26 protein-coding genes are annotated in these 20673 nt (G+C 66.3%); 17 read left to right on the top strand and 9 right to left on the bottom strand.

What is annotated here, in order from left to right; translation table 11 throughout:
* Positions 1-22: 22 nt before the first annotated feature.
* A complete protein-coding gene (locus tag OH686_RS05410) occupies positions 23-661 on the bottom strand; it encodes a LysE family translocator (protein ID WP_289536664.1) in 639 nt (212 codons plus the stop codon).
* Positions 662-1054: 393 nt separating this feature from the next.
* Here OH686_RS05410 and OH686_RS05405 point away from each other — a divergent pair, with 393 nt between their 5' ends.
* From OH686_RS05405 to OH686_RS05355, 11 genes are all read left to right on the top strand, one after another.
* Complete coding sequence (locus tag OH686_RS05405; protein ID WP_289536663.1) at positions 1055-2179, top strand: beta-ketoacyl-ACP synthase III; 1125 nt, start codon at positions 1055-1057, stop codon at positions 2177-2179.
* 9 nt (positions 2180-2188) lie between these two features.
* A complete protein-coding gene (locus tag OH686_RS05400; RefSeq protein ID WP_137972294.1) occupies positions 2189-2797 on the top strand; it encodes an RNA polymerase sigma factor in 609 nt (202 codons plus the stop codon).
* Positions 2791-3021: an anti-sigma factor family protein gene (locus tag OH686_RS05395; protein ID WP_289536661.1), complete on the top strand. Its 231-nt coding sequence runs from the start codon at positions 2791-2793 to the stop codon at positions 3019-3021. The genes OH686_RS05400 and OH686_RS05395 overlap by 7 nt, the downstream gene beginning before the upstream one ends.
* Before the next feature lie 107 nt (positions 3022-3128).
* Positions 3129-3446 (top strand): HvfA family oxazolone/thioamide-modified RiPP metallophore, encoded by a 318-nt coding sequence (locus tag OH686_RS05390; RefSeq protein WP_289536660.1) that lies wholly within the window; start codon positions 3129-3131, stop codon positions 3444-3446.
* Between the two features lie 12 nt (positions 3447-3458).
* Positions 3459-4298: an HvfB family MNIO-type RiPP peptide maturase gene (locus tag OH686_RS05385; RefSeq protein ID WP_289536659.1), complete on the top strand. Its 840-nt coding sequence runs from the start codon at positions 3459-3461 to the stop codon at positions 4296-4298.
* Positions 4295-4990 (top strand): HvfC family RiPP maturation protein, encoded by a 696-nt coding sequence (locus OH686_RS05380; protein WP_289536658.1) that lies wholly within the window; start codon positions 4295-4297, stop codon positions 4988-4990. Before OH686_RS05385 ends, OH686_RS05380 begins: the two co-directional genes overlap by 4 nt.
* Positions 4991-5001: 11 nt before the next feature.
* On the top strand, positions 5002-5598 hold the full coding sequence (locus tag OH686_RS05375) for an HvfX family Cu-binding RiPP maturation protein (RefSeq protein ID WP_289536657.1): 597 nt from the start codon (positions 5002-5004) through the stop codon (positions 5596-5598).
* 182 nt (positions 5599-5780) lie between these two features.
* Positions 5781-7088, top strand: a complete 1308-nt coding sequence (locus OH686_RS05370) for an OprO/OprP family phosphate-selective porin (RefSeq protein WP_289536656.1) — start codon at positions 5781-5783, stop codon at positions 7086-7088.
* An 86-nt stretch (positions 7089-7174) separates the two neighbouring features.
* Positions 7175-8305: a GNAT family N-acetyltransferase gene (locus OH686_RS05365; RefSeq protein ID WP_289536654.1), complete on the top strand. Its 1131-nt coding sequence runs from the start codon at positions 7175-7177 to the stop codon at positions 8303-8305.
* 1 nt (position 8306) lies between these two features.
* A complete protein-coding gene (locus tag OH686_RS05360; RefSeq protein WP_289536652.1) occupies positions 8307-8519 on the top strand; it encodes a hypothetical protein in 213 nt (70 codons plus the stop codon).
* Positions 8516-8839 (top strand): low molecular weight protein tyrosine phosphatase family protein, encoded by a 324-nt coding sequence (locus OH686_RS05355; RefSeq protein WP_289536650.1) that lies wholly within the window; start codon positions 8516-8518, stop codon positions 8837-8839. The genes OH686_RS05360 and OH686_RS05355 overlap by 4 nt, the downstream gene beginning before the upstream one ends.
* Before the next feature lie 76 nt (positions 8840-8915).
* Here the strand turns inward: OH686_RS05355 and OH686_RS05350 are convergent, their stop codons facing one another.
* The 3 genes from OH686_RS05350 to OH686_RS05340 are packed head-to-tail and all read right to left on the bottom strand — an operon-like array spanning position 8916 to position 11228.
* Entirely contained in the window at positions 8916-9470 is a 555-nt protein-coding gene (locus OH686_RS05350) for a peptidylprolyl isomerase (protein ID WP_137972304.1), read from the bottom strand.
* Complete coding sequence (locus OH686_RS05345) at positions 9464-10291, bottom strand: alpha/beta fold hydrolase (RefSeq protein WP_289536646.1); 828 nt, start codon at positions 10289-10291, stop codon at positions 9464-9466. Before OH686_RS05345 ends, OH686_RS05350 begins: the two co-directional genes overlap by 7 nt.
* Positions 10292-10301: 10 nt before the next feature.
* On the bottom strand, positions 10302-11228 hold the full coding sequence (locus OH686_RS05340) for a PA3225 family LysR-type transcriptional regulator (RefSeq protein WP_137972306.1): 927 nt from the start codon (positions 11226-11228) through the stop codon (positions 10302-10304).
* Between the two features lie 48 nt (positions 11229-11276).
* Between OH686_RS05340 and OH686_RS05335 the strand changes: the two genes are divergently transcribed.
* The 3 genes from OH686_RS05335 to rarD all read left to right on the top strand — a co-directional run bounded on the left by OH686_RS05335 (position 11277) and on the right by rarD (position 13474).
* Positions 11277-11591 (top strand): 3-phosphoglycerate kinase, encoded by a 315-nt coding sequence (locus tag OH686_RS05335; protein WP_137972307.1) that lies wholly within the window; start codon positions 11277-11279, stop codon positions 11589-11591.
* Between the two features lie 129 nt (positions 11592-11720).
* Positions 11721-12320, top strand: coding sequence for an FMN-dependent NADH-azoreductase (locus tag OH686_RS05330; RefSeq protein WP_289536643.1), 600 nt, complete (start codon positions 11721-11723; stop codon positions 12318-12320).
* A 257-nt stretch (positions 12321-12577) separates the two neighbouring features.
* On the top strand, positions 12578-13474 hold the full coding sequence (gene rarD / locus OH686_RS05325; RefSeq protein ID WP_289536642.1) for an EamA family transporter RarD: 897 nt from the start codon (positions 12578-12580) through the stop codon (positions 13472-13474).
* Here the strand turns inward: rarD and OH686_RS05320 are convergent, their stop codons facing one another.
* From OH686_RS05320 to OH686_RS05310, 3 genes are read right to left on the bottom strand one after another with little or no spacing between them, the layout of a single operon-like run.
* Complete coding sequence (locus tag OH686_RS05320; protein ID WP_289536641.1) at positions 13475-14014, bottom strand: dihydrofolate reductase family protein; 540 nt, start codon at positions 14012-14014, stop codon at positions 13475-13477. It lies immediately after the preceding gene.
* Positions 14015-14024: 10 nt separating this feature from the next.
* A complete protein-coding gene (locus tag OH686_RS05315) occupies positions 14025-14435 on the bottom strand; it encodes an anti-virulence regulator CigR family protein (RefSeq protein ID WP_289536640.1) in 411 nt (136 codons plus the stop codon).
* A gap of 56 nt (positions 14436-14491) precedes the next feature.
* Positions 14492-15145 (bottom strand): 7-cyano-7-deazaguanine/7-aminomethyl-7-deazaguanine transporter, encoded by a 654-nt coding sequence (locus tag OH686_RS05310; protein ID WP_289536639.1) that lies wholly within the window; start codon positions 15143-15145, stop codon positions 14492-14494.
* A gap of 176 nt (positions 15146-15321) precedes the next feature.
* Here OH686_RS05310 and OH686_RS05305 point away from each other — a divergent pair, with 176 nt between their 5' ends.
* A complete protein-coding gene (locus OH686_RS05305; protein ID WP_289536638.1) occupies positions 15322-16668 on the top strand; it encodes a DEAD/DEAH box helicase in 1347 nt (448 codons plus the stop codon).
* A gap of 187 nt (positions 16669-16855) precedes the next feature.
* On the opposite strand, the gene OH686_RS05300 is transcribed toward OH686_RS05305, so the two are convergent.
* A complete protein-coding gene (locus OH686_RS05300) occupies positions 16856-17833 on the bottom strand; it encodes a zinc-dependent alcohol dehydrogenase family protein (RefSeq protein WP_289536637.1) in 978 nt (325 codons plus the stop codon).
* A gap of 137 nt (positions 17834-17970) precedes the next feature.
* Between OH686_RS05300 and OH686_RS05295 the strand changes: the two genes are divergently transcribed.
* Complete coding sequence (locus tag OH686_RS05295) at positions 17971-18696, top strand: substrate-binding periplasmic protein (RefSeq protein WP_289536636.1); 726 nt, start codon at positions 17971-17973, stop codon at positions 18694-18696.
* Here the strand turns inward: OH686_RS05295 and OH686_RS05290 are convergent, their stop codons facing one another.
* Complete coding sequence (locus OH686_RS05290; protein ID WP_289536635.1) at positions 18697-19419, bottom strand: rRNA pseudouridine synthase; 723 nt, start codon at positions 19417-19419, stop codon at positions 18697-18699.
* Between the two features lie 172 nt (positions 19420-19591).
* Here OH686_RS05290 and OH686_RS05285 point away from each other — a divergent pair, with 172 nt between their 5' ends.
* Positions 19592-20665, top strand: a complete 1074-nt coding sequence (locus tag OH686_RS05285; protein WP_289538833.1) for a PQQ-dependent sugar dehydrogenase — start codon at positions 19592-19594, stop codon at positions 20663-20665.
* Positions 20666-20673 lie beyond the last annotated feature (8 nt).

Raw genomic sequence — 20673 nt, 5'->3', positions numbered from 1 at the left:
CCCCTTCTTCATTAGCGCTGGATCACACTCGATCGGCCAGCGCCAGCTTGATACCCAGCGCGGTGAACAGGCCACCGGTGCAGCGCTCCAGCCACAGGCCGACACGCCGCCCGACCTGCAGGCGCTGCTGGGCGAAGGCGGTGGACAGGGCCAGGAAGTGGCACCAGAGCATGCCGTTGAAGTTGAAGATGGCCCCCAGCAGGATAAACGCCAGCGCCTTGTGCTCGGCGTCCGGGCTGATGAACTGCGGCACGAAGGCGAGGAAGAACAGCGCCACCTTGGGGTTGAGCACGTTGGTCAGGAAGCCCTGGGCGAAGATGCGCCCGTAGGGCAGGGCGGGCAGCTCGATGGCAGTCGGCTCGACAGCCTCCTTGCGTTTCGCCAGCAGCATGCCGATGCCGATGTACAGCAGGTAGGCGGCGCCGATCAGCTTGACCACCATGAACGCGGTGGCCGAGGTGGCGAGCACCGCGGACATGCCCAGCGCGGCGGCCACTATGTGCACGCAGGTGCCGGCACCGATGCCCAGCGCCGCCGCCGATCCGGCGCGCCAGCCCTGGGTGGCGCTGCGCGCCATGATCAGCAGCGAGTCGGGGCCGGGGGCCATGTTCAGCAACAGGCCGGAGATGACGAACAGGAGCAGATCATGGGTGCCGAACATGGCGAGTTCCTTTGCCGTGGGAAGGGACGATTCTGCGCCGTTGCTGAGCGCCCGGTCAAAACGGCGTGACGTCAGGAGCAGCGCTGTCGATGAGCCTTGCCTGCGGTTTTTGCCAAGCCCGACACAATGCTGCCGCTTTTGCCGAAAATCGCCGCAATTACCCTGTGCCTTGCCGGCCTTATCGAGCATCTCCACTGAAAGCGCGCTGCCGCACCGCCAGTCTGGTGTCGTGTCGCGATGGCAGCGCCACAGGCCCCGGCTATGGCAAACTCCGCACTTTGCAGAGCTGCGCCACTGCCTGGCCCCGAACAGCAGCCGCACCGAATTCGCGCCGCCGTGGCGCAACCGACAAGCCAGCCGCTCCGGGCGGCCATAGAAGAAGAGGAATGTCCCGTGCACAAAGCCGTAATCAGTGGCACTGGCCTGTACACCCCCGCCAACAGCATCTCCAACGAAGAGCTGGTGGCCTCCTTCAACGCTTACGTCCAGCAGTTCAATGCCGACAACGCCGCCGCCATCGAGCGCGGTGAGATCGAGGCGCTGACCGAATCCAACAGCGCCTTCATCGAGAAGGCTTCCGGCATCAAGAGCCGCTACGTGATGGACAAGGCCGGCATCCTCGACCCGCAGCGCATGACACCGCGCCTGCCGCAGCGCAGCAATGAAGAGTGGGGCATCCTCTGCGAGATGTCCGTGGCCGCCGCCAAGGAAGCGCTCGAGCGTGCCGGCAGGACCGTTGCCGATATCGACGGGGTGATCGTCGCCTGCTCCAACCTGGAGCGCGCCTACCCGGCGGTGGCCATCGAAGTACAGGCCGCCCTGGGCATCGACGGTTGGGGCTACGACATGAACGTGGCCTGCTCCTCGGCCACCTTCGGCATCCAGGCCGCCAACAACGCCATCGCCACCGGCCAGGCGCGCGCGGTGCTGATGGTCAACCCGGAGATCTGCACCGGTCACCTGAACTTCCGCGACCGCGACAGCCACTTCATCTTCGGCGATGGCGCCACCGCGGTGATCATCGAGCGCGCCGACCAGGCCACCTCCAAGCACCAGTGGGACATCGTCGGCACCAAGCTGCTGACCCAGTTCTCCAACAACATCCGCAACAACTTCGGCTTCCTCAACCGCGCGGCGGAAGAGGGCATCGGCGCCAAGGACAAGCTGTTCGTCCAGGAAGGCCGCAAGGTGTTCAAGGACGTCTGCCCGATGGTGGCCGAGCTGATCGGCGCGCATCTGCAAGAGAACCAGCTGAACGTCAGCGACGTGAAGCGCTTCTGGCTGCACCAGGCCAACCTCAACATGAACCTGCTGATCGCCCGCAAGCTGCTCGGCCGTGACGCCGAACCACACGAGGCGCCGGTGATCCTCGATACCTACGCCAACACCAGCTCCGCCGGCTCGGTGATCGCCTTCCACAAGCACCAGGATGATCTGCCGGCCGGCAGCCTGGGCGTGCTCAGCTCGTTCGGTGCCGGGTACTCGATCGGCAGCGTGATCCTGCGCAGAAAGGCCTGATCGCCGCGCATGTCAGGGACTGACGCCGAGCTGCTCGCCCGCCTGCTGGCCGGCGAGCAGCATGCCTTCCGCGAGCTGGTCAGTACCTACCAGGGCGCCATGCGCGCCGTGGCTTACGCCATCGTCGGCAGCCGCAACGCCGACGAAGTGGTACAGGACGCCTGGCTGGCCGTGGTGCGCAACCTGCCTGGTTTCCAGCAGCGTTCCAGCCTCAAGACCTGGCTGCTGACCATCACCGCCAACACCGCCAAGAGCCGCCTCAAGCAGCAGCGCCGCGAACCGCTGCTCGACGATCTGCCGGCGCCCCATGGCAGCGTCGGTGCCGAGCGTTTCGCCGAGGACGGTCACTGGCAGACCCCGCCCAGTCAGTGGGAGCAGGACACCCCCGAAGCCCTGCTGGCCGCGACGGAACTGCGCGAGTGCCTGGAGAAGACCATCGCCAGCCTCTCCGAGACGCAGTCCAGCGTGCTGCTGCTGCGCGAGCGGCAAGGGTTGGAGCTGGAGGAGATCTGTAATCTTCTCGATCTCTCGCTCTCCAATGTCAGAGTGCTGTTGCACCGCGCCCGGCTCAAGGTGTTCGCCACCCTGGAGCATTTCGAGGAGACCGGCCAATGCTGAGCTGCAAGGAACTGGTGGCCCATTCCAGCGATTACCTCGACGGCCAGCTGCGCCTGCGCGAGCGCATCAGCGTGCGTACCCATCTGGCCGTGTGCAGCCATTGCCGGCGCTTCATCCGCCAGCTCAGGCTGAGCCAGGCGGTGCTGCGGCAGCTCCCGGACGAAGCGATTCCCGAGCTGGATGCCCTGGCTGAGAAGCTCGCCCGCCAGCGTCGCCAATCCTGATCCGCAGAAATTTTTCCAACCCGCTGTAACGAGGCGCAACGACCTCCGTCTAGTGTTGCGAAGGGGCCAATTGCTCCTCGCACAATAACCACGACTGGAGAGATTCCATGAAACAGCGCAATTCCGTAGCCATCACCCTGGGCGCCGCCCTGCTGAGCACTGCCTTCGCCGCCCAGGCCGGCAGTAATCCGTTCGCCGCTCAGGAACTCTCCAGCGGCTACAGCCTGGCGGCCCACGAGAAGGGCCACGAAGGCTCCTGCGGCGAGGGCAAGTGCGGTGCCGAGATGATGGGCGCCGAGAAAGCTGCCGAAGGCAAGTGCGGCGAGGGCAAATGCGGCGGCGACAAGGCCACCAAGGAAGGCAGCTGCGGCGAGGAGGGCAAGGCCGGCCACGAGGGCAAGTGCGGCGCCGAGAAGACCGAGTAAGGGCGCCGGGACATGGCCTACGGCAACTTCGTCAGCGGCGCCGGCCTGGGCCTGCGCCGCGGCCTGCTGGCGGCGCTGCAGGACAGCGCCTCCGGCTCGGTCGACGAGCAGGTGGATTTCCTGGAAATCGCCCCGGAGAACTGGATCGGCGTCGGCGGTCGCTTCGGCCGCCAGCTGCGCGCGCTGACCGAGCGCGTGCCGTTCCTCTGCCACGGCCTGTCCCTCAACCTCGGCGGCGTCGCCCCGCTGGACACCGAGCTGCTGCGCGCGATCAAGGTCTTCCTCGATGAGCACGGCATCCGTGGCTACAGCGAGCATCTGTCGGCCTGCGCCGACGATGGCCAGCTCTACGACCTGATGCCGCTGCCGTTCAGTGATGGGGCGGTGCGCCGTGTGGCCGCGCGTATCCGCCAGGTGGAAGAGGTGCTGGAGCGGCCGCTGATCATCGAGAACGTCTCGGCCTATGCGCGCCTGCCCGGCGAGCTGGACGAGATCGAGTTCGTCCGCGCCGTGCTGGAGGAAGCCGACTGCCAGCTGCTGCTGGATATCAACAACGTGCAGGTCAACGCCCACAACTTCGGCTTCGACCCGCGCGCCTATATCGAGGCGATGCCCAGCGAGCGCATCGCCTATCTGCATGTGGCCGGGCACCTGGACCAGGCCGCCGACCTGAAGATCGACACCCACGGTGCGCCGGTGTGCGACCCGGTGTGGCAGTTGCTGGCGCACAGCTATGCCGTGCATGGCATGCGTCCGACCCTGCTGGAACGCGACTTCAACTTTCCGCCGCTGGCCGAGCTGTATGCCGAGGTGGGACAGATCCGCAGGCTGCAGCGGGAGGTCGGCGCATGAGTTCGCGCGACCAGGCGGCGTTCGCCGCGCGCATTCGCCAGCCCCAGGCAGAACCGCTGTTGCCGGGGATATCGGCCGAGCGCATGGCGGTGTACGAGGAGCTGTTCTTCAACAACCTCGACGGCTTTATCACCAGCGGCTTTCCGGTGCTCTGCCGGATCCTCGGCGAGGCGCGACGGCAGCGGCTGGTGCGCGAATTCATTGCCGGGCACCGCTGTGCCACGCCGTATTTCCTGGCGATAGGCGAGGAGTTCGTCGCCTGGCTGGAGGCCGGCGGTGGTGCGGAGCAGGGCGATCCCGGCTTTGTCGCCGAGCTGGCCCACTACGAGCGCGTCGAACTGGCGCTGGATGTGGCCACTGATCGCTTGCCGGCCCACGGCTGGTCGCCATTGGCCTGGCCGCTGGCCTATGCCTGGCCGGTACAGCGCATCGGCGCCGATTACCAACCCCGCGGAGTGCCCGCCGAGCCCACCTGCCTGCTGGCCTGGCGTGATTCGGCGGAGCGGGTGCGTTTCCAGCAGCTATCGCCCTTTGCCTATCACCTGGCCCTGCGTCTGCAGGCCGGTCAGCCGCCGCTGGAGGTCCTGCTGGATCTGGCCGAGGCCAGCGGGCTGGCGGCTGACGAACCCTTCTTCACCAATGCCCGCGCGCTGCTGGATGGCTGGCAGCGCCAGGACATCTGGTATCCCTGACGGAGAACATCATGCTGAGCCTGCTCAACCGACTCCAGGATGGCCTGGACGCAACCCGCCGCCTGGATTTTCTCGCGCCGCTGCTGCTGCGCCTGTATCTGGTGCCGATCTTCTGGATGGCTGGCACCCACAAGCTGGCGGACATGGACAGCACCATCGCCTGGTTCGGCAATCCGGACTGGGGCCTGGGCCTGCCGTTTCCTGGCGTGCTGGCCTGGCTGGCGGCGCTGACCGAAGTGGGCGGTGCGCTCCTCCTGCTGTGCGGCCTGGCCGTGCGCTGGATCAGCGTGCCGCTGATGGTGACCATGCTGGTGGCGATCTTCGCCGTGCACTGGGAGTTCGGTTGGCAGGCCATCGCCGATGCCTCCGCGCCTTTCGCCAACGAGCGGGTGCTGGCGGCGGGAGAGAAGCTGGAGCGTGCCCGTGAGCTCCTGCAAGAACACGGCAACTACGAATGGCTGACTGCCAGCGGCAAATTCGTGGTGCTGAACAACGGCATCGAGTTCGCCGTCACCTACCTGCTCATGCTGCTGGCGCTGTTCTTCGCTGGGGCGGGGCGCTGGTTGAGCATCGACTATTGGCTGGCGGTGCGTTTTCGTCAGGCTTGAAGGAGGCGCCGGCCCAGGCAGGCCGAGGCTCTCCGGCTTATTATGAAAAGGAGTAAAAAGTTCCTGTGTAATTTAACTTTCATATAAATAAAACCGGGCTGAAATAACCCGCCGCCAAGATTCCCCCCCAACACGCAGGGCCGAAGCCCAGTGTTTTCCAAAGACCAATAGGGGAATCCTTCATGAAGCACTTCGCCGGTTTTGCTGCCAGCGCCCTGGCTCTGGCCATTTCCGCCCAGGCTTTCGCCGGTACCGTCACCACTGACGGCGCCGACATCATGATCAAGACCAAAGGTGGCCTGGAAGTAGGCACCACCGACAAGGCCTTCAGCTTCAAGCTGGGTGGCCGCGTTCAGGCTGACTACAGCCGCTTCGATGGCTTCTACACCAAGAACGGCAACACCGCCGACGCCGGTTACTTCCGCCGCGCCTTCGTCGAGCTGGGCGGCGTGATGTATACCGACTGGGCCTACCAGATCAACTACGACCTGTCGCAGAACGCCGGCGGCGACAACCGCAAGGAAGATGGCTACTTCGACGAGGCTTCCCTGGCCTACAACGGCTTCGCCCCGGTCTCGATCAAGGCTGGCCGCTTCGATCCGGAGTTCGGTCTGGAGAAGGCCACCAGCTCCAAGTGGGTGACCGCTCAGGAGCGTACCGCTGCCTATGACCTGGTCGACTGGGCCAACGCTCACAACGGTGGCATGGGCATCCAGGTTTCCGGCGCCGCAGGTCCGACTCTGTACGGTTCCGCCGGCCTGTACGCCAAGGACGCCACCAACTCCACCGAAGATGGCGACAGCGCCACCCAGTTCAACCTGCGCGGTGTGTTCGCGCCGATGTACGAAGCCGGCAACGTCCTGCACTTCGGCCTCAATTACGCCCAGCGCGACCTGTCCGACACCGAGTTCGACAGCCGCGTCCGCAGCCGTCTGGGCATGCGCGGCGTGAGCACCGACGGTGGCCAGGACGCTGGCGACAACGGCAACCGCCTGACCCTGGCCGGTGCCGAAGACACTCCTGCCGGCGCCTTCGGCGACGATGCTGCCTGGGGCGTGGAAGCTGCCTGGGCCATGGGCGCGTTCTCCCTGCAGGGTGAATACGTGTCGCGCAGCCTGGAAGCCGATGACGATGCCTACGAGGACATCGACGCCGATGGTTACTACGTACAGGCCGCCTACACCCTGACCGGCGAGCCGCGTGGCTACAAGCTCGGCAAGTTCGACGCGATCAAGCCCGCCAACAAGCAGCTGGGCGCCTGGGAAGTCTTCTACCGCTACGACAACATCAGCGCCGAAGACGACAACGGCAGCTTCGCCAGCAAGGACGACGTCGAAGGCAAGGTGCACAACGTCGGTCTGAACTGGTATGCCAACGAGTCCGTGAAAATCAGCGGCGTGTACGTCAAGTCCAAGGTCGACAACGCCGAGAACGCCAACGGCGACGACAGCGGCGACGGCTTCGTGATGCGCGCCCAGTACGTCTTCTAAGCACAACGAACGCTTCTCCGCTCCTACTTCCAAGCCCCGCTTCTGCGGGGCTTTTTTTTGCCTCGGCGAGCCGCCAGACTGACGGCATGCCGCTTATTACCCTGCACCGCCTCGCCGATTTCGACCCCACCGTCTGGGACGCCCTGTTGCGCGAGCCGCAGCCGTTCCTGCGTCATACCTTTCTCTCGGCGCTGGAGGACAGTGGCAGTGTCGGCGGGAGTTCCGGCTGGCAGGCGGCGCATCGCTTGCTGTACGACGCGAACGATACGTTGCGGGCGGCGCTGCCGGCCTATCTTAAGCAGCATTCCTATGGCGAATACGTATTCGACATGGGCTGGGCCGATGCCTGTCATCGTGCCGGCATCGCCTACTACCCCAAGCTGCTCGGCGCCGTGCCCTTCAGTCCGGTGAGCGGCCCGCGTCTGCTGGGCGATGGGCAGGCTGCCGGCCAGTTGCTCGACGAGCTGGTGGCGGAGCTGGCGGGGGAGGGGTTGTCCGGGCTGCATATCAACTTCCTGCGGGCCGAGGACGATGCGCTGTTCCAGGGGCGCGACGGCTGGCTGCAGCGCCTCGACTGCCAGTACCACTGGCACAACCGTGGTTATCGCGACTTCCAGGATTTCCTCGACGCCCTCAGCTCGCGCAAGCGCAAGCAGCTGCGCAAGGAGCGCGAGCAGGTGGCCGGGTACGGCATCGACTTCCGCTGGCAGCTGGGCCATGAGCTGAGCGAGGTGGACTGGGATTTCGTCTATGCCTGCTACGCCAGTACCTACCATGTGCGCCGTCGCGCGCCATACCTGACTCGCGACTTCTTCAGCCTGCTGGCCGAGCGTATGCCCGAGGTGGTACGCGTGGTCAGTGCTCTGCGGAACGGTCGTCCAGTGGCTATGGCCTTCAGCCTGGTGGGCGGCGACAGCTTCTACGGGCGCTACTGGGGCTGCCTGGGCGACTTTGATCGTCTGCATTTCGAGACCTGTTTCTACCAGGGCATAGAGCGCGCCATCGAGGAGGGCCTGCAGCGCTTCGATGCCGGCGCCCAGGGCGAGCACAAGCTGATCCGTGGCTTCGAACCGCAGATCACCCGCTCCTGGCACTACCTGCTGCATCCCGGTTTGCGCGCCGCCGTGGATCAGTTCCTCGCCGAGGAGCGGCCGGCCGTACTGACCTATGCCGAGCAGGCGCGGCAGCTGCTGCCCTATCGCCAGGAAGGAACCTGAGATGCAGAAGCTGTTGCTGGGCCTGGGTGTTCTGGCACTGAGCCTGCCACTCGGCGTATTGCTGGCCTTGCTGCTGGTGCCGTTGTGGCGCTGGCTGGAGGATGTCGGCGGTGTCGAAGCCATCGGCCATTCCGGGCCTGCGACCTGGTGCTATGGCATCTGCATCGGTCTGTTCGCCTTGCTGGGTTTGCTGCTGTTGTGGCGCCGGCCGTGACCCGTGCCCTGTTCATCTGCAGTCGCAACCGCCTGCGCAGCCCCACGGCCGAGCAGATCTTTGCCGCCTGGCCGGGCGTGGAGAGCGACTCGGCCGGGCTGGCGCCGGATGCCGAGGTGCCGCTGTCCGCCGAGCAGGTGCAGTGGGCCGAGCTGATCTTCGTCATGGAACGGGTGCACCAGCGGCGCCTGCAGCAGCGCTTCGGCCCGCTGCTCAAGGATCGGCGGGTGATCTGCCTGGGCATTCCGGACGACTACGAATACATGCAGCCGGAGCTGGTCGAGCTGCTGGAGCGCAAGGCGGGCGCCTATCTGCGCTGAGTCCGGGATGGCTCGCGGATCGGCAGGAGAGAGAGGTTGGCGCAGCCGCTGCAGCGGCCGCGCCAGGCGTCGCAGTTCAGAGCTTCTTCGCGCTGAGGATCAGCACCGGTTCGACCGGCACGTTCTGGTGCATGCCGCGGTTGCCGGTGCGTACCTTGGCGATGCGGTCGACCACGTCCATGCCGCGCACGACCTTGCCGAACACCGCGTAGCCGAAGTCGCGGCCGCCGTGGTTGAGGAAGTCATTGTCCTTGTGGTTGATGAAGAACTGGCTGGTGGCCGAGTCCACCACCTGGGTGCGCGCCATGGCGAGGGTGCCGCGGTCGTTGCGCAGGCCGTTGTCGGCCTCGTTCTTGATCGGCTTGAAGGTGTCCTTCTCGCCCATGTCGGCATCGAAGCCGCCGCCCTGGATCATGAAGCCCGGGATCACCCGGTGGAACTGGGTGCCGTTGTAGAAGCCGGCGTCCACGTAGCCGAGGAAGTTCTGCGTGCTGATCGGCGCCTTCTCGGCGTTGAGCTCGATCTCGATGTCGCCGAGGCTGGTGGTCAGCAGCACGTGGGGATTGCCGGCGGCCAGCAGGCTGGTGCTCAGCAGCAGGCCACAGGCGGAGAGGAGGAGTTGCTTCAGCATGGTTGTGGGTCCTTGTTTTTCTCTTGCGGTTGATTGCGCTCGACCTGGGCGAGGAACTCGTCCAGGACGGCATTGAAACGTTGCGGCTGGTCCATCGGGGTGGCGTGGCGCGAGCGCTCGATTACCACCAGGCGCGCGTTGGGAAGCTCGCGTACATAGGCCTCCTTGCTGGCGACCGATGTGTAGTCGCGGTCGGCCGTGACCACCAGGGTGGGACAGGTGATCGCGGCCAGGCGTTCGCGCACGCTCCAGCCGATGATGGCGTCCAGGCTGGCGAGGTAGGCGCGCTTGTCGTTCTCTGGCCAGCGCTGTTCGATCTTGGCGCGCAGCTCGGCCTGTTCCGGGTGCGGGAAGAGGATGCGGCCGAGGCCCTGGCCGATGGTCTGCATGCTCAAAACCCGCGACAGGGTCCAGCGCTTGGCCAGCATCCACCAGTCGGCGGCGCTCTTGGCGCGCACCTCGGGGCCGCTGTTGACGATGGTCAAACTGCGTAGCAGTTCGGGCCGGTCGACGCCCAGCTGGAAGCCGACCATGCCGCCCATGGAGATGCCGACCAGATGTACGCGTGGCAGGCCCAGGTGTTCGATCAGCGCCGCCACGTCGGCGGCGAAGCCGGCCATGCTGTAGCGCTCGCGCGGCTTGCCGGAACGGCCGTGGCCGCGCAGGTCGATGGCCAGCACGCGGCGGCCTTGCAGCAGGTGCGGCATCTGGTATTCCCAGTCCTGGATGCTGGAGCCGAGGCCGTGCACCAGCAGCACCGGCTCGCCCTGGCCGCGGTCTTCGTAGTGCAGCTGGCAGCCCTGATGTTCGAAGTAGGACATGGTGTTGGCCTCAGTTGCCCGACAGTGGCGCGGCGAAGGGTGCCTCCAGCGGCGCGCCGTCGAAGTTCTTGATCAGCTCGATGAGAATCTGGGTGGCCGGGCCGAGCACCTTGTCCTTGTTGCTGTAGAGGAAGAAGCGCGGCCGGCGGGTGCCGCCCTGTTCCATCGGCAACGGCTTGAGCAGGCCTTCTTCCAGTTCGCGGGCGATCAGGTGGTGCGGCAGCCAGGCGAAGCCCAGGCCGCTGCTGACGAAGGTGCGCGCAGTGGGCAGGCTGCCGACCGTCCAGCGCTGCTCGGCGCCGAGCCAGCCGGCGTCGCGCGGCTGCACGCGGCCGCTGTCGCGGGTCACCACCTGCATCTGGCCCTCCAGGTCCTGGAAGGTCACTGGGCGTTGCAGGCGATGCAGCGGATGTTCCGGGTGCGCCACGGCGAGGAACTCCACCTCGCCCAGTTCGATGGGCAGGTAGCCGGTGATGTTGAGGGCGCTGATGGCCAGGTCCGCGGAGCCTTCGCGCAGCACTTCCTCGACGCCGGACAGCACCTCCTCGCGCAGGCGCACGCGGCAGCCGCGGCTCTGCGGCATGAAGGCGGACAGGGTGCGCACGATGTTGGCGGTGGGGTAGGCGGCATCCACCACCAGGCGTACCTCTGCCTCCCAGCCCTGTTCCATATGATGGGCCAGCTCCTCCAGCTGGCTGGCCTGCTTGACCAGCTGCCGCGAGCGGCGCAGCAGCACTTCGCCGGCCTCGGTGAGCACCGCCTTGCGTCCGTCGATGCGCAGCAGGGGCGCGCCCAGCTGCTCCTGCATGCGCGCCACCGTATAGCTCACCGAGGACTGCGAGCGGTGCAGCGCCTCGGCCGCCTGGGCGAAGCCGCCGTGGTCCACCACCGCCTGCAGGGTGCGCCATTGATCCAGCGTGACACGGGGCGCTTTCATCGCCGCTTCCTCTTCTCTAATCTGGGCACCCCCAAAAGGAGAGTGCCGATGAAAAACTGCTGCCTGGTCCTGCTCGCTATGCTGCCGCTGACCGCCTTCGCCTACCCGACCGAGCTGAAGAAGCAGCTGAACGGCGCCGAGGTATCCGCCACGATCCAGGAGATAGACAGCAATATCGGCGGCCTCACCCTGTACAACTACGGCACTCTCGATGCCAAGTGCAGCGCCCGCTTCCAGAACGGTCCCGAGGCGCCGCGCACCCGCGCTTCCGAGCTGAAGGCCGGGGAGAGCGTGACCCAGACGGTGAAGTTCGCCCGCAACATCATCAAGCTGCGCGTGGATCTTACCTGCGAGCAGAAGTGAGCCTAGGGCTCGCTTCGCAAATAATCAACTTAATCGATTATTTGAAGCGGATATTTGCGCTTTTTAATCTTATTGGCTGACCATAACCTTCGCTCCATCGAAGCAAACAACCCCGATGGAGTTAGCCAAATGTCCCGCATCCTCGTTATCGAAAGCAGCGCCCGCCAGGAAGGTTCCGTATCCCGCCAGCTGACCGCCGACTTCATCGCCCAGTGGCAGGCCGCCCACCCGCAGGACCAGGTGACCGTACGTGACCTGGCCAAGCAGCCGGTACCGCACCTGGACGAAACCCTGCTCGCCGGTTGGATGAAGCCTGCGGAGCAGCAGAGCGATGCCGAGCGGGCCGCTGCCGCCCGCTCCAACCAGCTGACCGACGAAGTGCTGGCCGCCGACGTGCTGGTACTGGCTGCGCCGATGTACAACTTCGCCATCCCCAGCACCCTGAAAGCCTGGCTGGACCATGTGCTGCGGGCCGGCGTCACCTTCAAGTACACCGAGACCGGCCCCCAGGGCCTGCTCACCGGCAAGCGCGCCGTCGTGCTGACCGCCCGTGGCGGCATCTACGCCGGCAGCGGCCTGGATCACCAGGAACCCTACCTGCGCCAGGCCCTGGCCTTCATCGGCATCCACGACGTGCAGTTCGTCCATGCCGAAGGCCTGAACATGGGCGCCGAGTTTTCCGAGCAGGGCCTGGCCAAGGCTCGTGAGCAACTGGCTCAGGTCGCCTGATTCACCGACTCTCCCCTGGGGCCGAGCTTTGTCGGCCCATCCACCGGTTCGCACGGGTGCTCCTCCCGGCGGGCCGGTTTTTTATTGGCCGCGAGAAAGCCCGCGAGCGCGTTGCCAGGCGCAACCAATCGGCTGTTTCCGTAGCGCGACATGACTTCGCCGAGCTGTACTCATCCGCCTGTTCATAACTGTGTTTGAAATATTGAACGGCATGTGTTGCCATAGCCCCACCTTGAATCGGGTGGTCGGAGGCGACGGTGCAGTTGTCGGGTCGTGGTGTGGTGCTGTCGGTGGTGGCGTCGGTGCTGTTCGTGCTGATTCCCGGCTATGTGCGCGAGCTGGCGCCGCTGGACGGCCTGCAGGTATTCGCCCAGCGCATCCTCTGGTCGATTCCGGCCGTCCTGCTGCTGGTGGCGCTGGCCCGGCAATGGGATGTGCTCGGCGCCGCCTTCGTGCGCCTGCGCCGCGAGCCGCTGCTGTTGGCTGCCTTGCCGCTGGCGGCGGCGCTGATGGGCGTGCAGTGGCTGCTGTTCGTCTGGGCGCCGCTGGCCGGCAGGATGCTCGATGTGTCCCTCGGCTACTTCCTGCTGCCACTGGCCATGGTGCTGGTCGGCCGGCTGTTTTACGGCGAGCGCCTGCGTCCGTTGCAGCGCATCGCCGTGGCCTGTGCGCTACTGGGCGTGGCGCACGAACTGTGGCTTACCCGCGCCTTCTCCTGGGTGACCCTGGTCGCCGCCCTCGGTTATCCGCCGTACTTCATGCTGCGCCGCTGGATGCGCCTGGACGCGCTGTCCGGCTTCGTCCTGGAGATGCTGATGCTGGCGCCGCTGGCCATCTGGCTGATCCATGCCTATGGCCCGCCGGCGGTGTTCACCGAGGCGCCGCAGCTGTGGTGGCTATTGCCCGGCTTGGGCCTGCTCAGCGCCCTGGCCTTCGGCGCCATGATGGCGGCCAGCCGCCTGTTGCCGCTGGGGCTGTTCGGCATCCTCAGTTATGTGGAGCCGGTGCTGCTGTTCGGCGTCGCCGTGCTGTTCCTCGGCGAGGCCTTCGCCCCGCAGCAGCTGTGGACCTATGTGCCGATCTGGCTGGCGGTGCTGCTCACCGGCTGGGACAGCGCGCGCCTGTTGCGCAAGCAGGCGCGGCAACTGGGCTAGTCAGGCGTCTTCCGCCAGCACCTGGTAGTGCAGCTGCGTCACGCCGCTGGGGAACACCCGGTGTGCCTGCAGACTCAGGCGATGCTCTAGGCCGGTGGCGAACAGCTGGATACCGGCGCCGAGCAGGTGCGGGATAACGCTCACTATGAGTTCGTCGAGCAGACCGGCGGCCAGGCAGTTGCCGGCCAGGCTGCCACCGCCGACCAGCCAGACTCGCTTGCAGCCCCTCGTGGCCAGCTCATCCAGGGCCTCGCTCGGGGTGCAGTGACGCCCCTGCACATCGGCCGGCGGCTGCTCCAGCGGATTGCGCGCGAGGACCAGGCAGGGCTTGCCGGGGTAGGGCCAGTCGATGCCGAAGCCGCGCAGCATGTCGTAGGTGGCGCGGCCCATCAGCAGACCATCGATGCTCTGGTAGAAGCCTTCGTAGCCGTGATCCTCGCCAGAGGCCTCGATGCTCTCCAGCCAGTCCACGGCGCCATCCGGGCGGGCGATATAGCCATCCAGGCTGGCGGCCACGTAGTAGAGCAGTTGCGGCTTCATGCGGCGCCGATCAGTCCAGCACGTTCTCGATGATCTCGTAGATCAGCCCGCTGGCCAGGGCCACCAGCACCACGTCGGTACCGACCTGGCGCCACTCGTAGCCGTCGTAGTGCGGCAGCTGGCCGAGCAAGCGGTTGTCGAAGCGCTTGGCGATGCCCGGTGGCAGCGGCTTGCCGCGTGCCAGGTTCTTGCGGATGCCCGGCGGCAGCGAGTCGGCGGGGCCGATCAGGTTGCGGTTGTCGCCGAGGACGACACGCACCCGGCCGATGTCGATGCTCGGGCCGCGCAGGTCGACGGTGACGTCGGGATCACCGCCGCCGCCGTGCTTGTCATGCTTGTCGTGTTTGGGTGCGGCGCCGGCGTTGTTCAGGCCGAGGGCGAGGGCGGCGGCGAGCAGGGTAAGCGGCAGGATGCGAGGCATGGCGCCTTCTCCGATAGGGTGTACAGATTCGAGCCCCGCCTCGCTTGAATGTTCCTTCAGGCCGGCGCCTGGGCTCGGTTGTCCAGCACTCGCAGTATGGCTCGCAGCAGCACGCCGTACAGCGGCACGAACAGCATCAGGCTCACGGCCAGCTTGACCCCGTAGTCCACCGTGGCGATTTCCACCCAGTGCTCGGCCATGAAGGGATTGTCGCTGCGCCAGAAGGCCACCGAGAAGAAGGCAAAGGTGTCCAGCAGGTTGCCGAGGATGGTCGAGGCGGTCGGCGCTATCCACCACTGCGGCAGCTGGCGCAGACGGTCGAACACCTGGATATCGAGCAGTTGGCCGAGCACGTAGGCGAGGAAGCTGGCCACCGAGATGCGCAGGACGAACTCGTTGTACTCGCCCAGCGCGGCCAGGCCGCGGAAGGCGCCCTCCTGGAACAGCACCGAGACCACGTAGGAGGCGAGCAGGGCGGGCAGCATCACCCGGGCGATCACCTGGCGCGCCGGGCTCTTGCCGAGCAGGCGCACGGTCAGGTCGCTGGCCAGGAAGATGAACGGGAAGCTGAACGCGCCCCAGGTGGTGTGCCAGCCGAACAGGGTGATCGGCAGCTGCACCAGATAGTTGCTGGCGATGATGATGAGGATATGGAAGGCGATCAGCACGGCCAGGGCCGAACGCTGGTGCGCCGCATGGGGCAGAAGCATGGAAGCTACCTTTTTAATGGATGGGGTTAGGGAACCCATGCCGGCCGGAATGGCGGGCGGCGCGCATTCTATCCGTTCGGACGGTTTTGTACAAAATTCGATCAGATGCGGCCTTTTGCCCCGACAACCGTTACCCTATGCAACCTGTTTTCGATCTGTGCCGAGGTAAGTCGCCCGTGTTTTCCCAATTCGCCCTGCATGAACGCCTGCTCAAGGCCGTCGCCGAGCTGAACTTCACCGAGCCGACGCCGGTGCAGCTCGCGGCCATTCCGCCGGCTCTGGAGGGGCGTGACCTGCGGGTGACGGCGCAGACCGGCAGTGGCAAGACCGCGGCCTTCCTGCTGCCGCTGCTCAACCGCCTGCTCGGCGATGCCAACTCCAAGCAGCGCACCGACGTGCGCTCGCTGATCCTGCTGCCGACCCGCGAGCTGGCCCAGCAGATCCTCAAGGAAGTCGAGCGTTTCTCCCAGTTCACCTTCCTCAAGTCGGCGCTGGTCACCGGCGGCGAGGACTTCAAGGAGCAGGCGGCCATACTGCGTCGCCAGCCGGACCTGCTGATCGCCACGCCCGGTCGCCTGATGGAGCACCTCAACGCCGGCAGCCTGAAGCTCAATGGCGTCGAGGTGCTGGTGCTGGACGAGGCCGACCGCATGCTCGACATGGGCTTCGCCGAGGACATCGAGCGCATCACCGCCGAATGCGCCAACCGACAGCAGACCCTGCTGTTCTCCGCCACTGGCGGCGGCAAGGTGCTGCGCGAGATGATCGCCAAGGTGCTGCGCGAGCCGGTGCACCTCAAGCTCAACAGCGTCGACCAGCTCAGCGAGACCACCGTCCAGCAGATCATCACCGCCGACGACCCGGGCCACAAAGAGCGCCTGGTGCACTGGCTGCTGACCAACGAGACCTACCGCAAGGCCATCGTCTTCACCAACACCCGGGTGCAGGCCGACCGCCTGTACGGCCATCTGGTGGCGGCCGACTACAAGGCCTTCGTGCTGCACGGCGACAAGGACCAGAAGGACCGCAAGCTGGCTATGGACCGCCTCAAGCAGGGTGGCAGCAAGGTGCTGGTGGCCACCGACGTGGCGGCCCGTGGCCTGGATATCGAGGGTCTGGATCTGGTGATCAACTTCGACATGCCGCGCTCCGGCGATGAGTACGTGCACCGCATCGGCCGCACCGGTCGCGCCGGCGCCGATGGCCTGGCGGTATCGCTGATCTGCCATAACGACTGGAACCTGATGTCGAGCATCGAGCGCTACCTCAAGCAGCGCTTCGAGCGCCGGGTGATCAAGGAGCTCAAGGGCAGCTACCAGGGGCCGAAGAACGTCAAGGCATCCGGCAAGGCCGTCGGCGTGAAGAAGAAAAAGACCGACAAGAAGGATGGTGCGAAGAAGAGCGCGGCCAACAAGCCGGCTGCCGCCAAGCGCCGCTCGAACGCGCCGAAGGCCGCGCCCTCCAGCCTGGTCAGCCAGGACGGCATGGCCCCGCTGAAGCGCAAGAAGCCGGCGGCGGAGTGAAACGAAGAGGGGGCCTGATGGGCCCCCCTGTTTTTTACGGCTCGGTGGGCGGCGGACTGTCGCTGCGCTCGGAGTCCAGTCTACGACTAGGCTCCCCTCTCCCTTGGGAGAGGGGCTGATACAGGCCGCTTCGAGTTGCCTATGATCCCCCTCACCCCGACCCTCTCCCGGAGGGAGAGGGTGCCTACTACGGCACGATCAGAATCTTGCCGTCGCGCTCGCCGGCGGCGGCCGCGGCGATGGCTTCCTTGATCTGGCTGATGTTGTAGGTGGCGGCGACACGGGCCTTGAGCTTGCCGCTGGCGATCAGCTGGGTCAGTTCGCCGAACACGCGGAACTGGTCGGCTTGGCTGGCCTTCTGGAACCACTTGGCCAGCCAGAAGCCACGCAGGGTCACGTCGCGGAACACGAAGGACGCCGCCGACACCTGGCACGGCTCGCCGCTCATCAGGCCATAGTTCACCAGGGTGCCGCCCTCGCTCAGGCAGGCCGCCACGTGGTCGGTGGCCGCGCCACCCACGGCGTCGATGCCGAGCATCACCGGCGCACCACCGGTGGCCTCTCGTACGCGCTTGTGCAGGTCCGGGCCGTCCAGCAGCACCACGTCACCGCCCTCGGCCTTGACCCCGGCTACCGCGGCCTCGCGACGCACCACGTTGATGGTCTTGAAGCCGCGCAGCTTGGCCAGCTGGATCAGGTAGCCGCCGACGCCGGAGTTGGCGGCGTTCTGGATCACCCAGTCGCCCGGCTTGAGGTCGACGAATTCGCTGAGCAGCAGCGAGGCGGTCGGCGGGTTGATGGTCATCATCGCCAGCTGCTGCGGATCGGCGTCCGGCAGGGGGATCAGCTTGGCGGCGGGGGCGTGCAGGTGGGTGACCCAGGTACCGATGCCCACCGGCAGCAGCACGGTCTGGCCGACCTTGACGTTGCTCACGCCTTCGCCCAGCGCTTCGACGCGACCGACGCCCTCGTTGCCGCCGATGGCGGGCAGAGGCGGCAGCATGCCGTATTCGCCGGTCAGGGTCAGCACGTCGGAAGGGTTGATCGGTGCCGCCAGCACCTTGACCAGGGCATGGCCGGCAGGCAGCGGCGGCAGTTGCAGTTCCACCGCTTCGATCACGTCCTGTGGGACCTTGCCGCGGTGTTGGTATTCGGCTTTGAGCATGGCAGTTCTCCATCGTCTGAGAGCGCTGAGTCTAGACCCAAGATGCCGCCATGGGATGAATCGCCCTGCATATGCGCGGGTGATGGCGCCCGCCATGGGCGAACACCTATGCTTGGTCCATCGCTAAGGGGGACCGCATGTTTTCACGCGTCTGGCCGTGGCTGGTTCTGCTGCTGGCTCCCGCCGCCCCGGCAGAGCCGCTGCGCATTGGCTTCGGCACGCACAAGCCGCCCTACGTATTCGAGGGCGAGAGCCGTGGGCTTGAGTACGACATAGTGGTGGCCGCCGTGCGCGCCGCCGGCGACGAGGTGGAGGTGCGCTACGCACCGATGGAGCGGCTGCACCTGGCCCTGGGGCGTGGCGACCTGGATGGCATCGCCACCACCAATGCCTATAGCGGCCTGCCGGCGTACTACTCGGCGCCCTATATCCATTGTCAGAACGTCGCCCTGGCGCTGTCCTCGCGGGGCTATCGCATCACCAGCATCGCCGACCTGGGGCGCTACTCGATCAGCACCTTCCAGCGCGCCCGCCACCTGCTGGGGCCGGAATTCCAGGCCATGGCCGAGGCCAACCCGCGCTACCGCGAGGAGGCCCAGCAGATCAACCGCAACCGCCTGTTGTACAGCGGGCGCATCGACGTGGTGGTGGGCGATCCGCGCATCATGCGTTACTTCAACCGGGAGGTCGGCGAGCAGGTCGATACCACACAGCCGGTGACCCAGTACATGCTGTTCCCGCCGACTGCCTACAGCGTCGGTTTCCGCCTGGCGGCGCAGAGCGAACGCTTCAACCGTGGCCTGGCGGCCATCCGCGCCAATGGCGAGTATCGGCGCATAGAACAGCGCTACGCCGACTATTGATCAGAATTTCTCGTTGAGCCCCAGATAGCGCCACTGGCCGACCGGCACCTTGGCCAGGCCGGTGCGGCCGAAGCGCAGGCGGCGGATGCCCAGCACCTGCAGGCCGACGTTTTCGCACATGAAGCGCAGCTGGCCGGGCTGCACGGCCTTGATGGCGAAGCGCAGGCGCGTCTCGCTCTGCCAACTGACCTTGCACGGCGGCACCGTCACGCCCTTGTAGGTCTGGCCGAAGCTCAGGCGCTTGAGGCCTTTTTCGTCCAGGCTGCCGGCGACCTCCACCAGGTATTCCTGCTCCAGCGTCGCGCCTTGTTCCTTGAACAGGCGCACCACCGCATGGCTTTGACTGAACACCAGCAGGCCGCTGGCGTCGGTTTCCAGCGGGGTGAGCAGTTCCAAGCGGCGCAGGTGGCGCTGCAGCGGGCGGATGCCGCTGGCGTCCTCGGCCCAGTGGTGGGCATGGCTGAGCAACTGCTGGGTGGAGTTGGCGCCCATACCGCAACCGAGGCCGACCGGCTTGTGCAGCAACAGGGTGATCGGTGGCTGGGTCTCGGCCTTGGCGCCGGGCAGCAGCACGATCTGCTCGTCGCGCACCGGGTGCTGCGGCTCCTCGATCACCTGGCCATCCACCGTGACCCAGCCGCCCTCGATATACAGCTCCGCCTCGCGGCGCGAGCAGGAGATCTGCTGGATCAGTCGTTTCGACAGGCGTTCGGCTTCGGTCATGGCAGTGGGTGTCACATCAGGAAATGAAAGGCATTGTAACCGGCCTGGGGCCCGCACCGGGATTGGGCTAAAAGAAAGGTCGGGCGAAGGCCGGTTGAGAGCGAGAGCGAGGACGAACATGCGGCGGATATGGGCAATCCTGATCACGGGCACGCTGTTGGCGTCGCCGGCCATGGCCGAGCGCAGCGAACTGGGCGAATTGCAGCTGACCGAGGTGGTGGGCGGTCTGGAACATCCCTGGAGCCTGGCCTTCCTGCCGGATGGCCAGGGCAGCCTGATCACCGAGCGTCCCGGGCGCCTGCGCTGGCTGGATGCCCAGGGCCGCCTGCAGGCGCCCCTGGCCGGGGTGCCGCAGGTGTATGCCCGGGGCCAGGGCGGTTTGCTGGACGTAGCGCTGTCGCCGGACTTCGCCCGCGATCGCCTGGTCTACCTGAGCTACGCCGAGGCGGACGAGTCCGCTGACAAGGCCGGTACGGCGGTCGGCCGAGGGCGGCTGAGCGAGGACATGCGCGGGCTGCAGGACTTCCGGGTGATCTTCCGCCAGCAGCCCAAGCTGTCCGAGGGCATTCATTTTGGCTCGCGCCTGGCCTTCGATCGTCAGGGTTTTCTGTACATCAGCCTGGGCGAGAACAACCAGCGCGCCACCGCCCAGGAGCTGGACAAGCTGCAGGGCAAGCTGGTGCGGCTGAACCCGGATGGCAGTGTGCCGCCGGACAACCCCTTCGTCGGCAAGCCCGGTGCGCGCGCGGAGATCTGGTCCTACGGCCACCGCAATCCCCAGGGGATGGCGCTCAATCCGTGGAGCGGCGCCATCTGGCTGCACGAGCACGGCCCGCGTGGCGGCGACGAGATCAATGTTCCGCTGAAGGGGCGTAACTACGGCTGGCCGCTGGCTACCCACGGGGTCAACTACAGCTTGTTGCCGATTCCCGAGGCCGAAGGCGAGCAGGTGGCCGGCACCGAGGCGCCGCAGCATGTGTGGGAGAAGTCGCCGGCGGTTTCCGGTATGGCCTTCTATTCCGCCGAGCGCTTTCCGGCCTGGCGGCACAACCTGTTTATCGGCGCGCTGGCCGACCAGTCGCTGATCCGCCTGCAGCTGGATGGCGACAGGGTAGGGCACGAGGAGCGGCTGCTGCAGGACAAGGGCTGGCGCATCCGTGATGTGCGCCAGGGGCCGGATGGCTATCTGTATCTGCTGACCGACGCGCCGGACGGCAAGCTGGTCAGGTTGGGGCTAGCGAAGTAGTAGAGCGG

Source organism: Pseudomonas sp. SO81 (assembly GCF_030374125.1).
Lineage (GTDB): Bacteria > Pseudomonadota > Gammaproteobacteria > Pseudomonadales > Pseudomonadaceae > Aquipseudomonas.
The sequence above is the reverse complement of the archived record's forward strand: the minus strand, read 5'-3'. Positions and strand labels throughout refer to the sequence as shown.